The 12,693-nt window shown below is 46.5% G+C and carries 14 protein-coding genes; 1 reads left to right on the forward strand and 13 read right to left on the reverse strand.

Going from position 1 to position 12,693, the window contains the following annotated elements; translation table 11 throughout:
• Positions 1-190 precede the first annotated feature (190 nt).
• The 13 genes from Q7Q81_RS05265 to Q7Q81_RS05325 form a co-directional block, all read right to left on the reverse strand.
• On the reverse strand, positions 191-1,285 hold the full coding sequence (locus tag Q7Q81_RS05265; protein WP_304274170.1) for a 6-phosphofructokinase: 1,095 nt from the start codon (positions 1,283-1,285) through the stop codon (positions 191-193).
• A gap of 23 nt (positions 1,286-1,308) precedes the next feature.
• A complete protein-coding gene (gene brxF, locus Q7Q81_RS05270) occupies positions 1,309-1,773 on the reverse strand; it encodes a BREX-3 system P-loop-containing protein BrxF (RefSeq protein WP_021720626.1) in 465 nt (154 codons plus the stop codon).
• A gap of 163 nt (positions 1,774-1,936) precedes the next feature.
• Positions 1,937-2,674, reverse strand: a complete 738-nt coding sequence (sigH, locus tag Q7Q81_RS05275) for an RNA polymerase sporulation sigma factor SigH (protein ID WP_009145428.1) — start codon at positions 2,672-2,674, stop codon at positions 1,937-1,939.
• 108 nt (positions 2,675-2,782) lie between these two features.
• A complete protein-coding gene (locus Q7Q81_RS05280; RefSeq protein ID WP_293695880.1) occupies positions 2,783-3,301 on the reverse strand; it encodes an NYN domain-containing protein in 519 nt (172 codons plus the stop codon).
• Between the two features lie 12 nt (positions 3,302-3,313).
• Positions 3,314-4,060, reverse strand: a complete 747-nt coding sequence (gene rlmB / locus Q7Q81_RS05285; RefSeq protein ID WP_304274173.1) for a 23S rRNA (guanosine(2251)-2'-O)-methyltransferase RlmB — start codon at positions 4,058-4,060, stop codon at positions 3,314-3,316.
• Between the two features lie 9 nt (positions 4,061-4,069).
• Complete coding sequence (thyX, locus tag Q7Q81_RS05290) at positions 4,070-4,771, reverse strand: FAD-dependent thymidylate synthase (protein ID WP_040565068.1); 702 nt, start codon at positions 4,769-4,771, stop codon at positions 4,070-4,072.
• A gap of 42 nt (positions 4,772-4,813) precedes the next feature.
• Positions 4,814-5,281 carry a Mini-ribonuclease 3 gene (locus Q7Q81_RS05295; protein ID WP_210684851.1) on the reverse strand — a complete coding sequence of 156 codons (468 nt, stop codon included), beginning with the start codon at positions 5,279-5,281 and terminating at the stop codon, positions 4,814-4,816.
• Entirely contained in the window at positions 5,281-6,729 is a 1,449-nt protein-coding gene (gene cysS / locus Q7Q81_RS05300) for a cysteine--tRNA ligase (protein ID WP_368502112.1), read from the reverse strand. The genes Q7Q81_RS05295 and cysS overlap by 1 nt, the downstream gene beginning before the upstream one ends.
• A gap of 96 nt (positions 6,730-6,825) precedes the next feature.
• Entirely contained in the window at positions 6,826-8,301 is a 1,476-nt protein-coding gene (gene gltX, locus Q7Q81_RS05305; RefSeq protein WP_304274179.1) for a glutamate--tRNA ligase, read from the reverse strand.
• A 133-nt stretch (positions 8,302-8,434) separates the two neighbouring features.
• A complete protein-coding gene (gene ispF / locus Q7Q81_RS05310) occupies positions 8,435-8,935 on the reverse strand; it encodes a 2-C-methyl-D-erythritol 2,4-cyclodiphosphate synthase (RefSeq protein ID WP_304274182.1) in 501 nt (166 codons plus the stop codon).
• Entirely contained in the window at positions 8,925-9,647 is a 723-nt protein-coding gene (gene ispD, locus Q7Q81_RS05315) for a 2-C-methyl-D-erythritol 4-phosphate cytidylyltransferase (protein ID WP_293722822.1), read from the reverse strand. Before ispD ends, ispF begins: the two co-directional genes overlap by 11 nt.
• A 10-nt stretch (positions 9,648-9,657) precedes the next feature.
• A complete protein-coding gene (locus Q7Q81_RS05320; protein WP_303712717.1) occupies positions 9,658-10,788 on the reverse strand; it encodes a PIN/TRAM domain-containing protein in 1,131 nt (376 codons plus the stop codon).
• 208 nt (positions 10,789-10,996) lie between these two features.
• Positions 10,997-11,482, reverse strand: coding sequence for a CarD family transcriptional regulator (locus tag Q7Q81_RS05325; protein WP_009145417.1), 486 nt, complete (start codon positions 11,480-11,482; stop codon positions 10,997-10,999).
• Positions 11,483-11,772: 290 nt separating this feature from the next.
• On the opposite strand from Q7Q81_RS05325, the gene Q7Q81_RS05330 reads away from it, so the two are divergent.
• On the forward strand, positions 11,773-12,579 hold the full coding sequence (locus Q7Q81_RS05330) for an HAD-IIA family hydrolase (protein ID WP_009145416.1): 807 nt from the start codon (positions 11,773-11,775) through the stop codon (positions 12,577-12,579).
• Positions 12,580-12,693: the final 114 nt, after the last annotated feature.

A 12,693-nucleotide genomic window follows, 5' to 3' on the forward strand; every position in this document is an offset into this window, starting at 1 on the left:
CCTTTCGCAAACACTAAGCCTTTTTATTATACTCTGAATTACACTTAACTGCAATGAAATCTCACTATTTTTTTAAATTTTTCACAGTTCATAAAGCTGCACACAAAAACAGAGGATGGTGCAAGCACCACCCTCTGTAATATAAGTGTATAATCTTAATCTGGGGTTAAATCTAGTAATCAAGTTTAAATCAATCGCCAAAGCACAATCCCAGCTGGCGTCCTGTACGGATAATTTCGCTGTCTACAGGAACCTGACGCGGTTTTGATGCTGCCTTTTGAATAAAGACGGTAACAATCTGATCATGATACAGTGAAACCATAACATTATATTCACGTCTTAGGCAAGCCTCTGCTGCTGCCACGCCGTAACGCGTTGACAGCACACGGTCAAACGCTGTAGGCGAACCGCCACGCTGCAGATAACCTAATACGGTACAGCGTGATTCGATGCCTGTCTGCTCTTCAATGGCCTGCGCCACCTTTTCGCCTGCACCGCCAAGGCGGATCGGCTCAAAGCTGCCCTCGACCATACGTGCGATTGACATCTCGCCACCATCAGGGCGTGCGCCTTCGGCAACAACAACAATACTAAAATTCTTTCCGGCAGCCTTGCGTGCCTGAATCTTAGCAATCACCGGCTCCAGCTTGTAAGGAATTTCCGGTAGCAAAATAACGTCCGCACCGCCGGCAATGCCACTGTGCAAAGCAATCCAGCCGGCATAACGGCCCATAACCTCCAACACCATAACACGGTGATGTGATTCAGCTGTAGTATGCAGTCTGTCAAGCGCTTCGGTAGCCATAGCCATAGCAGTATCAAAGCCGAATGTCCGCTCTGTGCAGGGCAAATCATTATCAATGGTCTTAGGTACGCCGACAACCTTAATATCACATTCACGCGCCAGCTCTGCACCAATATTCAGGCTGCCGTCACCGCCGATAACAACCAATGCTTCTATATCGTATTTACGCAGGTTTTCGATAACCTTTTCGCGCATATCCTTATATACAAGCTCACCATTTTCTTCAACAGCAAAATGGAAGGGATTATCACGGTTCGTGGTTCCTAAAATTGTTCCGCCGCGCGGTAAAATACCCGATACTGCAGCATAATCCATTAATTTCAGATTATCGTTTATCAGGCCGTTAAAGCCATTGAGTACGCCATAAACCTCACAATCGTTCTGCAGGAAGGTTTTTACAACCGCACGGATTACAGCGTTTAATCCCGGGCAGTCACCTCCGCCGGTCAAAACAGCAAAGCGACGTTTTTTCTGCTCCATATCAAGCCTCCGCTTATTAACTATTAACCTTCTACGTTCCAGATCTTAAAGCCATCGGGGCTGATACGGATAGCTTCGGTACCGTCAAATTTGTCATAGCACAGGTTACCGTTATCAATGTATCCGGGCCATGCGGTTACGATGGTAAACTTTTTGCTCAGTTTACGCATCAGGCTGTCGGTATTGATGTGGAATACAGGTACAAACAAGGTCTGCAGTCTGTCAAGAATGATAACATCTGCATTGTAGCTTGCCAGAATATCAGCAAACATATCAGGAGCATACAAGCCTCTGTCAGCAGCCGGAATTGCCAAGAATTCCTCACTGATCAGCATACGGCAGTCAACGTAGGTCCATTTTTGAGATTCTGCAGCTTCACGTAAAACTTTGCTCTTGCCACTGCCCGGTTTACCGGTAACAATAACAACATTTCCTTTGTCGGCCTGAGCCTCTGCTACAACCTTCACTAATTCTTCAACTTGATTCATTTGAAAAACCTCCTCTAACACCGAAGTGTCAATTTTTCTTTACTGACTTGTTAATATATCTATTCGCTATACTTGTCAAAAATCCTCTTAATAAAAAAACACCATTCTGAAAATTTCAAAATGATGTAGATTTTTGTTACAGTTTTATCAATTATCCGCTTTTTCAGGAATTTTTATTCTTGAAACGCTCATACGGATCAATAGCCAGCAGTCCGCTGTAAACTGTACGCAGATCAGTAATATCTCCTTTGCTGATGATATATTTTTCAAGTTTACGCTTTACACGCTGCAGCGCATTATCAATAGATTTGATATGACGCCCCAGCTCAGCAGCAATTTCCTGATAGGATTTGCCATCAAGATAGCTCATCAGAACCTTCCATTCCAGGTCACTGAGAATATCATTCATCTTGCTTTCAATATCGCTGAATTCCTCACGGCTGATAATCATATCCTCCGGATTGGCAACCTTCACACCGCTGATGACATCCAGCAGCGTGCGGTCACTGTCCTCCTCATAAATTGGCTTATTAAGCGATACATAGGAGTTGAGAGGGATATGCTTCTGTCTGGTAGCAGTCTTTATCGCCGTAATAATCTGCCTTGTTACGCACAGCTCGGCAAACGCACGGAACGATGCCTGCTTATCGGCACGGAAATCACGGATAGCCTTATAAAGACCGATCATGCCTTCCTGAATAATATCTTCACGCTCGGCACCTATTAAAAAATAGCTGCGAGCCTTGGCTCTGACGAAGTTTCTGTATTTATGCAGCAGATATTCCTGTGCTAAAACATTATCATGCTGTTGTGATTCTAAAACGATTTCCTCATCAGTCATTTTTGCAAAAGCGTCATTGGGATCGTTTTGCATTACAGTATCTGTAGCCATCAATAGCATATCCTCCGTCTGTTTATCTATCTGCCACTGTCTTGCAAAACAGTTATTGCAAATATCTTCATAATAAAAGCATCAGTGTTTTTATTATATCCTGCCTGGTGTTTTCCGTCAACTTTTCTCCCGACGCAATTTTTCCAGATGAGCCAGCACATGCCCGCTCACCCTTCCGCCAAGCTCGTTTCGGTTTAAAGCCCGTCTGGGGACATGCAGACGCTCGGCAATTTCCTTCTTAGTCTTATAATACTGCTCGCGGAATTCGCGGGAGGAAATGCGGTACGCACCTGCTCCCAAAATGTTAATCTGCTCCGCATAGTCACTGGTGACAACGAAAACCTTTGCCTGTACACGTCTCAGTTCGTAGGCTCTGCGCTCAATCCAGGAATCTGCTGTTTCGCCCTCGTCGGTGAACACAACATCAATGCCATGAATTTTTTCGGAAGCAGCAGCGCCTGCCACCTCCTGAGCATCAAAAACTACGACAGCACGATAGCCCTTAAAGGCAGCATATTCTGCCACACCCGCTACCAGCAGCTCGCGTGCATGCTCCAGGTTTTCCTGGCGCAGCTGGGCAAAATCCTTCCAGGCGTTAATTACATTATACCCATCAATTATCAGATATTCGCCCATGCCTTCACCTCTTTAGAATTGATGTCGTTGACGTACTACCTCGTACATCAGGACAGCTCCCGCAGCCGATGCGTTCAAAGAATTAACGCCGCCGTTCATCGGAATGCTAACAACATCATCACATTTTTGTTTTACCAGTCGGCCTAAGCCTCTGCCTTCAGCTCCGATTACCAGTACAATCGGACCGCTCATATTGGCAGCATAAAAATCAACGCCATCCATATCAGCACCGACAACCCAGCAGCCGCGCTGCTTAAGCTCTTCGATAGTCTGGGCGATATTGCCGCTTTGCACAACAGGTACATATTCAACCGCACCTGCGGAAATCTTGGCAACAACAGCGTTCAGCGGACAGCTGCGGCGACGCGGCATCAGCACGCCATGCACTCCTGCAGCATCGGCACTGCGGATAAGCGCGCCCACGTTCTGCGGGTCCTGCAGCTCATCCAATAGCAGAATAAACGGCTCTTCATTTTTTTCTGCCGCACGGGCAAAAACATCATCCAGAGTACGGAAAGCAATCGGGGCAGCCAAAGCAGCTACGCCCTGATGACGCAAGCCCTTAGCCAGCTTATCCAACTTTTCGGCCTTTACTGTTTCTACAGGTACACCCTTTTGCTTTGCCAAAGCAATGATTTCGCCCAGACTGCCGCCATGAGCGCCTTCCTGCAAAAGTATTTTGTTTATTGAACGCTGACTGCGCAAGGCTTCACTAACCGCATTACGTCCAGCTATTAAATCATTATTCTGCTCAGCCATAGTTTCTCCTTACTGCTTTTGCTCTGCCTTGGCTTTTGCCGCCAAAATTGCCTGCAGACGTCCGCAGGACATAGCGCCCTCGTGACAAACGCCCTCAGATACACAGGTTGGACCTGCATTTTCAAAAATAACCGGTGCTACAGCCTGACATTGGCGCAGCATCTCATTAGCCAGCGCACGGATTTCCCATTGTGCACGGGTGCAGCAGCGCAGGCTGAAGAAGTTCAGCAAGGAGCGTGCATTAAACGTGCAGACAATTTTCGTTTCAGTTGCGTTAGGCAGAATATAACGGGCATCCTCAGCCGGAATATCAAGCGCGATAAACTCATCATACATTGCCTGAATCTCAGTCATCAGCTTGTCAAATTTAGCCTTAGCCTCAGGCTTAGAAGCAATGGAAGCAGGCACGATTGTTTCAAAATCATGCTCTTTCACATAGCGCTGAGATTGCTGGGAATAAGAAGCAATACGGTGGCGCACCAGCTGATGTGTCAAAACGCGGGATACACCTTCGATAGCAAAGGTAAAAGTAACATGCTCCAAGGTGGACAAGTGCCCCATGCTTACCAATTTGCGTACCAGATTTGCTGCCTGCTCATCACTGATTTTTTCTTCCAGCTGGGCAGCGCCGATCGGAGAATAGCACAAGCGTGCACTCATCGCCACAGTACGTTCCGGCTCAGGCGTATGACGTACTAATTTTACCATCATATTTATCATCTCCTCTCTTTTCAACGGACAAATAGAGGGGTATTATTTTTTGTGATTTTCCTGCATATATTTGCTGATAATATCAAAGGAAAGATCCATAACCTCTTGCAGGCGCTCCTCGCGTTCTTCAAGGAACAACCAGCCCAAAAGTGCTTCAAAAGCTGTTGCCATACGGTATTCATGCACTGAGGCGCTTTTCGGCACCATCGACTTGGCATTACGGCCGCGGCGGAAAATAACGCTTTCCTCCTCGCTCAGGCCAGCCTCCAGCTGCTGCATTGCCTGACATTGGCACACTGCAGAAACCATCTTGGAACCGATGTCATGTACAATGCGTACATGCTTGGAAGTCGGCAAAAGGCGCAGACGGACATACATAGAAAAAACTACGTCGCCGATATACGCCAACAGAATCGGATTTATTTCCTTAGTTGCAGGAAAAGGAGCACCGGCAGCCGCACAGGCTGCCAGGGCATGCTCCTTTAGCATTTTGTATTGTTCAAATTTCATTATTGCTTAGACCACTTTACGCCTTGCGGAGTATCCTGCAGCACAATGCCGATTTCATTCAGCTTGTTGCGCAGCTCATCTGCCAGTGCGTAATTTTTGTTTTTACGTGCATCCTGACGCATAGCGATAAGCATTTCCACCAGCTCAGCTTCCTTGCTGTCGCCTGCCTCTTCTGCAGCCGGAGCAGCAGTTTTTTCCAATACACCGATGATAGAGCAGGTTTCTGCAAAGACATCGTTGAACATAGCAACCAGCTTACCGTCCGGTTTAATGCCGGCATCAACAACTGCCTTATGGTAAATGTTGATTTCCTTAGCCAGAGCAAACATATGGCTGATAGCCAGCGCAGTATTGAAGTCATCGCGCATAGCTTCCATAAACGCTTCACGCAGCTCTTTAACCTTCTCGCGCAGTGCCAAGCTTTCGGCAGTCGGGCCGGCGCTCAGCATTTCGCTCAGCTCACCCAAAGTTTCCTGTGCCTGACGCAGACGTGCAAGGCTCTTTTGTGCTTCGGTAAGACGTGCATCGCTGAAGTCCAGCGGGCTGCGATAATGAGTGGAAACAATGAAGAAACGCAGAGTTTCCGGATCGTAATGCTCTAAGATATCGATAACCATAAAGAAGTTGCCCAGAGATTTGGACATTTTTTCTTCGTTAACGGTAATAAAGCCGTTATGCAGCCAGTAATGTACGAAGGGATGAATGCCGGTGCAGCCTTCGGACTGGGCAATCTCGTTTTCATGATGCGGGAAAATCAAGTCGCTGCCTCCGCCATGGAAGTCAAAGGTTTCGCCCAGATACTTCATGCTCATGGTAGAGCATTCAATATGCCAGCCGGGACGACCGGGACCCCAAGGGCTCTCCCAAGCAGGCTCGCCCGGTTTAGCTGATTTCCACAGCGCAAAATCCATCGGATTATGCTTGCGGTCATCAACGTCTACACGCGCGCCGGCCATCATATCCTCAATGTTACGGCCGGAAAGCTGACCATAGTATTTAAACTTTTCTACACTGTAGAAAACGTCGCCGTCAACAACATAACCGTAGCCATTGTCAATCAGGCATTGAACGGTTTTGATGATATCATCGATATGCTCGGATACACGCGGATAAACATGCGCACGGCGCACATTGAGTTTATCCATTACTTCAAAGTAGGAGTCAATATAGCGGTTGCAGATATCATACCATTTTACGCCCTCTTTATTGGCAGTGTTGATAATCTTGTCATCAACATCGGTAAAGTTCTGTACATGGGTTACGTCATAGCCTTCATGCTCCAGGAAGCGGCGGATAACGTCCCAGGTTACGAACGGACGCGCATTACCAACGTGCGGATGATTGTACGGAGTAACACCGCAAACATAGATGTTGGCTTTGCCGGGATGAATAGGTACGAATTCTTCTTTTTGTTTGGTTAAGGTGTTATATACTTTAATGCTCATAATAACTATTCCTTTGCAAAAATTCTCTGAGCGACGAGAAGGCCTTGGATGCAAGCAACGCCGTTACGAAGCAGTTGAAGCCTTATCGTCAGTCATCAATCAAAGAGTTACGCCTGCTTTTGCCAAGCTGGATTTAATGCGTTTTGCAGTACGCTCAACGCCCAGCAGCGGAACCATTGCTGCCAGCTCAGGACCATGCTGATTGCCGGTCAGAGCAACACGAATCGGCATGAATACATCCTTGCCCTTCAGCTTAGTTGCTTTCTGAATCTGCTTGAACAGAGCTTTAACTGCAGCATTGTCCAGGTTTTCTACCTTCGGCAGCCCTTCCAGCAGCATATTGATAACGGTCGGTACAGTTTCAGCCTTCAGGACTGCTTCTGCTTCCTCGTTTTCAAAATCGAATTCATCATTGAAGTACATTTCTACGCATTCAGGAATTTGGGCAGCATAGGAAATGTGCTCCTGTGCGGTTGCTACAACGCGTTTGAGCCAAGCCAGCTTCTCGCCTTCTTCTTCGCCGGTCATGTAGCCTGCAGCAATCATGTGCGGTTTAGCAGCTTCAAAGAATGCTTCCGCATCCAGCTGACGCATATAGTGCTGGTTAATCCAGTTCAGCTTGTCGATATCGAAAACAGCAGGGTTCTTGGCAACACGGTCCATGCTGAATTCGTGAATCAGCTCGTCCATGCTGAAGATTTCCTGCTCGCTGTTCGGAGCCCAGCCCAAAAGTGCCAGGAAGTTGTTGATAGCTTCCGGCAGGTAACCCAGCTGACGATATTGGTCAACACTGGTAGCGCCGTGACGCTTGCTCATTTTGGTGTGGTCCTTGCCCAGAATCAGGGAAATGTGACCGAAGGTCGGTTGTTTGAAGCCCAGTGCATCATAAACAAGGCATTGACGCGGAGTGTTGGACAGATGCTCTTCAGCGCGGATTACATGAGTAATGTGCATCAGCGCATCATCGATAACTACAGCATAGTTATAGGTCGGAATACCGTCGGATTTAACAATAACGAAATCACCGATATTATTGGAATCAAAAACTACATCGCCACGAACCATGTCGCGAACGAGAATCTGCTGGTCGGCAGGAACACGGAAGCGAACGGTCGGTTTGCGGCCTTCAGCTTTGAACTGAGCAATCTGCTCTTCGGTCAGATGACGGCATTTGCCCATATAACGCGGCATTTTGCCTTCTTTGATCAGGCTCTGGCGTTCTTCCTCCAGCTCCTCATCGGTGCAGTAGCAATAGTAAGCCTTGCCTTCTGCCAGCAGCTTGTCAGTATATTTTTTGTAGATATCAAGACGTTCCATCTGATGATACGGTCCGTTCGGGCCGCCAACATCAACGCCCTCATCCCAGTCCATACCCAGCCACTTCAAAGCAGCCTTGATATTTTCCTCGGATTCCGGGGTAGAACGCTCACGGTCGGTATCCTCGATACGCAGAATCAGCTTGCCGCCGGTTTTGCGGGCCAGCAGATAGTTGAACAGCGCACTGCGCGCACCACCGATATGGAACGGGCCGGTCGGGCTCGGCGCAAATCTTACTCTAACTTCATCATTACACATTGATATATCCCTCCAAATTTATCTATTAACATTAGATTTACCAAAAAAGCACAATCACTCCGGCTCCGGCTAAAATAAATTTCCTTCCGCCGGTATATCCAAACAGATTACACTTATCAGTCTAATTATTATATCACATCTTGACAATGCTCGCCACAGCTTCAGCGGCAATACCTTCGCCTCTTCCTGTAAAACCGAGCTTTTCTGTTGTTGTCGCCTTAATATTTACGACAGACTCAGCAACATCCAAGACCTTGGCAACATTAGTACGCATTGCGGCAATATAGCCTGCCAGCTTCGGGCGTTGGGCAATAATCGTCACATCCACGTTATTAACCTGCCAGCCTTCCTCCTGCAAGAGCTTTTTGACATGCAGCGTCAGCTGCATGCTGTCCGCTCCCTTAAAGCGTTCATCCGTATCAGGGAAGTGCTTGCCGATATCGCCCATGGCCGCAGCGCCCAAAAGCGCATCCATCAGCGCATGCAAAGCTACATCTGCATCACTGTGTCCCAAAAGGCCTTTTTCATAAGGCACCTCAACACCGCAGAGAATTAATTTACGGTCTTCTGCCAGCTTATGTACATCATAGCCGCAGCCGATGCGAAATTGCGGTATAACAATCTTATTTTCCATCTTCCTGCTCCTGTTGCGCCAGCAGATTTTCTGCAAAAAGCAAATCTTCCGGCGTAGTAATTTTAATATTTTCGTAGCGTCCCAGCGCTGTCGCTACCTTATGGCCCATCAGCTCTACTACCGAAGCATCGTCGGTAACAGCAGCGGGATGTGCCGCCAGCTGCGCGTAAGCCTGCTTCAGCAGTTCTGCGGTAAAAATCTGCGGTGTCTGTACTGCCATCAGCGTACTGCGCTCAGGCGTAGCAGTTACAATACCGTCGGTGCCGACAACCTTGATGGTATCCTTCACCGGAACGGCAGCAATTGCGGCGCCATGCACCTTAGCGGCAGCCAATGTGCGTTCAAAAACAGCGCGTCCCGCAAAGGGACGCGCGCCATCGTGTACAGCGATATAGCAATCTGTTTCCTCTACTGCGGCCAACGCATTAGCAACACTGTCCTGACGCTCCTTGCCGCCGGCTACTACGCAAAACGGCAGCGTCCGAAAATAATCTTTCTGATAACCGGCTAAAAGCTCACGGCCTTCAACAACCTCCTGCGGCGCCAACACGACAACGGCACGCTTAACCAGACCTGTTGCCTCCAGCATATGCAGACAGTGCACCAGAAGCGGTGCACCGTTCAGCATAGCAAAGGCCTTATTAATCCCCAGCCCCAGACGCTTACCGGCGCCTGCAGCCGGAACAATTACAATAAGTTCATCCTTGCCCATCTCAAAGCTCCTATTTTGTTTTTGCGAAAATCATTCTTCCGGCAGATGTCTGCAGCACACTGGTTACAACAACAATTGCGCTGTGGCCGATGAAGTGACGTCCGTTTTCTACAACGATCATAGTACCGTCATCAAGATAAGCAACAGCCTGTCCCTGCTCCTTGCCTTCCTTAACCAGGAATACGTTCATTTCCTCGCCTGCAACAACTACCGGTTTAATAGCGTTCGCCAGCTCATTGATATTCAACACCTTAACGCCCTGAATACCTGCAACCTTATTCAGGTTATAATCATTGGTAATAATGTCAGCGTTAGCCTGTCTTGCCAAACGTACAAGCTTAGCATCCACGCCTTCCAGATCATCGTAATCGTTATCTACGACCAGAATACGGCCCTTGTAGCTTATCTGCAAATCATGCACCAGGTCCAGACCGCGACGGCCTTTAGCACGCTTCATATTATCCGAAGAATCCGCCAGCTTCTGCAGCTCCTCCAACACAAAATTCGGCACTACCAGCTGACCGTCCAAAAAGCCTGCAGCCATAATATCCATAACACGTCCGTCAATAATGACGCTGGTATCAAGCAATTTATTGCTGCTGTAAAGACGGTCCCCCAAAGGGCCCTCCAATACGCTCTTTGTTTCATCGACAGGCTTTACGGGCTTACGCGTAGGAATGCGGTTAAAAAACTCCACAATATCATTATGCTTACGCAAAGCCAGCTTAGCACCGACAACTGAAAGTACAAGGCTTAGTACGATGGGAATAAACGGTCCGATAACCGGCAGTCTGGAAAAAGGACTGCCTATCAGATTTGCTAAAATCAGACCGATGCCGATACCGAAAATCATTACCAGAATATCACTGGTAGGTACGCCGGAGAGAGAAACCGTCAGACGTTCAGCGTAATTGAACAGCCATTTTGTAATAAACGGTGCCAATACTAAGCCAAGCCAGGAAGATATAAAAAGACCTGGTAAGGTCAGTATCATGGTAGCAAAGGTAATTCCCATTAAACCATTGCCGTGTAAATCATAGCCCAAGTAATTTGATAAAAACGGTAAAGATAAATTTGTTAGTATGAGTCCGGTTACAATAATAATTAACGATATGCTCAGGCTAATAATTTTTCTCAGCATTTCAATTCCTCCTTTCTCTGAATTTCTGATACATAGTATTTCATCCTACTATTATATCAATTATATAATACAGCTATAATCCGCAAAAAACAAGTAAATAACTTTTTTAAATATGACATTAATGAAAAAAAGGCCTAAAAATTTTGCAAAAAGACCGTTTTAAAGCAGTTTCTAACTCAACAGCCTTAAAACGGTCTTTATATTCTGCCTAATTACAGCAACGCTCTAACCAGTTGCCCGCTTTCTCTGCGTCCACATCCTTAATCAGCATTATTTCACTTTGCAAAATCTGCTTCGTACTGTGCAGCAATCTGCGCTCACCTACGGAAATTTTCTTTCTGCGTTCTAAAATAGTCAGTATTTTAAAGATTCTTGCGACCTCAGCAACACTGCCGCTTTTTATCTTCTGCATATACAACTGAAAGCGCCGATTCCAGGAAATCGCCTTCACCGTCTGTACATCCGGTACTTCATGCAGCGTATTCTGAATTATTGCCAGAGTTTCATCATCGCCAATATAACGTAAACCTAATTTTTCGGCGTTTTCTACCGGTACCGACACTGTCATATTGTCAAAAAGCATTTGTAAAATGTAATACTTCACAGTCTCGCCATCCTGTATATGTGCTTCTATATCCTTGATAATAGCTCCACCATGAAGCGGATATACCACTCTGTCACCCATCGCAAACATCTTCAACCCTCCTAAAATTATAATTCTGATAAATACATTGTAGCACGCCCCTTCTTTATTGTCAAAAATATTTTATTTTACCACTATCTTTCTAATATGTCAACCTTTAACTAGGATGTTGGTCTATCTTCAGAATTCTTTTAACATTTAGCGATAAAACTACACTTAAAAGAATAATATTTTACAAACTGTTAACTAATTACGGCTTCTGCTGCCCCGTTAAGCTCTTGCAAAAGATATTTTTTTCTTGCATAATATAAGTGTCTAAAACAGTAAAGGAAGTAAAAATTATGGACAGCAACGAAAAATATGAATTATTATTAACACAGCTTCGCGCAAAAGAAGGCTTTATCTGCGATATGGATGGTGTTATCTACCACGGAAATAACCTGTTGCCCGGAGTAAGAGAATTCGTAAACTGGCTCTATGAAGAAAAAAAGAGCTTTTTGTTTTTGACTAACGCCAGCGAACGCAGTCCCAAAGAACTGCAGCAAAAGCTTTTACGTCTGGGACTGGAGGTTGACGAAAGTCATTTCTATACCAGTGCTCTCGCCACTGCCAAATTTATCCATTCGCAGGCCCCCGGCTGCAGTGCCTACGTTATCGGCGGCCCCGGTCTTGTCAATGCGCTTTATGATGCCGGCATCACAATGAATGATGTTAATCCCGATTACGTTGTAGTCGGCGAAACAAATTCTTATAATTATAATATGATTCTCAAGGCAGTAAGCCTGATTAACCAAGGAGCACGCCTGATTGCAACAAACAGCGACCTTACCGGCCCCTCTGATTTCGGTATCATCCCCGCCTGCCGCGCACTGGTCGCACCTATTGAGCTTGCTACCGGCAAAAAGGCTTACTTTGTCGGCAAACCTAACCCCTTGATGATGCGCACAGGCTTGCGTCTGCTGGATGTTCATTCAGAGGATGCTGCTATGATTGGCGACCGTATGGATACAGATATCGTTGCCGGTATGGAAAGCGGTCTGATGACAGCTCTTGTTCTGAGCGGCGTAAGTACGTTGGAAAATATTAAGGAATTCTCCTACCGTCCGTCTATCATCTTAAACGGCGTCGGTGATATTCCGAACAAATAATGTTATACCTCACGGACTGCCGCACTCAGCAGTCCTTTTTCTTTAGCGCAGCACTTGACTTAAAGTACACTCTAACATGTATAATGTAAGCAAGAATTATATAAAGGAGCCTTA

Source organism: Phascolarctobacterium succinatutens (assembly GCF_958453765.1).
Lineage (GTDB): Bacteria > Bacillota > Negativicutes > Acidaminococcales > Acidaminococcaceae > Phascolarctobacterium_A > Phascolarctobacterium_A succinatutens_B.

Bases quoted from the DNA above. Each gene is read 5' to 3' on its own strand.
- Q7Q81_RS05265 (WP_304274170.1), bottom strand. From the start codon at position 1,285: ATGGAGCAGAAAAAACGTCGCTTTGCTGTTTTGACCGGCGGAGGTGAC.
- brxF (WP_021720626.1), bottom strand. From the start codon at position 1,773: ATGAATCAAGTTGAAGAATTAGTGAAGGTTGTAGCAGAGGCTCAGGCC.
- sigH (WP_009145428.1), bottom strand. From the start codon at position 2,674: ATGCTATTGATGGCTACAGATACTGTAATGCAAAACGATCCCAATGAC.
- Q7Q81_RS05280 (WP_293695880.1), bottom strand. From the start codon at position 3,301: ATGGGCGAATATCTGATAATTGATGGGTATAATGTAATTAACGCCTGG.
- rlmB (WP_304274173.1), bottom strand. From the start codon at position 4,060: ATGGCTGAGCAGAATAATGATTTAATAGCTGGACGTAATGCGGTTAGT.
- thyX (WP_040565068.1), bottom strand. From the start codon at position 4,771: ATGATGGTAAAATTAGTACGTCATACGCCTGAGCCGGAACGTACTGTG.
- Q7Q81_RS05295 (WP_210684851.1), bottom strand. From the start codon at position 5,281: ATGAAATTTGAACAATACAAAATGCTAAAGGAGCATGCCCTGGCAGCC.
- gltX (WP_304274179.1), bottom strand. From the start codon at position 8,301: ATGTGTAATGATGAAGTTAGAGTAAGATTTGCGCCGAGCCCGACCGGC.
- ispF (WP_304274182.1), bottom strand. From the start codon at position 8,935: ATGGAAAATAAGATTGTTATACCGCAATTTCGCATCGGCTGCGGCTAT.
- ispD (WP_293722822.1), bottom strand. From the start codon at position 9,647: ATGGGCAAGGATGAACTTATTGTAATTGTTCCGGCTGCAGGCGCCGGT.
- Q7Q81_RS05320 (WP_303712717.1), bottom strand. From the start codon at position 10,788: ATGCTGAGAAAAATTATTAGCCTGAGCATATCGTTAATTATTATTGTA.
- Q7Q81_RS05325 (WP_009145417.1), bottom strand. From the start codon at position 11,482: ATGTTTGCGATGGGTGACAGAGTGGTATATCCGCTTCATGGTGGAGCT.
- Q7Q81_RS05330 (WP_009145416.1), top strand. From the start codon at position 11,773: ATGGACAGCAACGAAAAATATGAATTATTATTAACACAGCTTCGCGCA.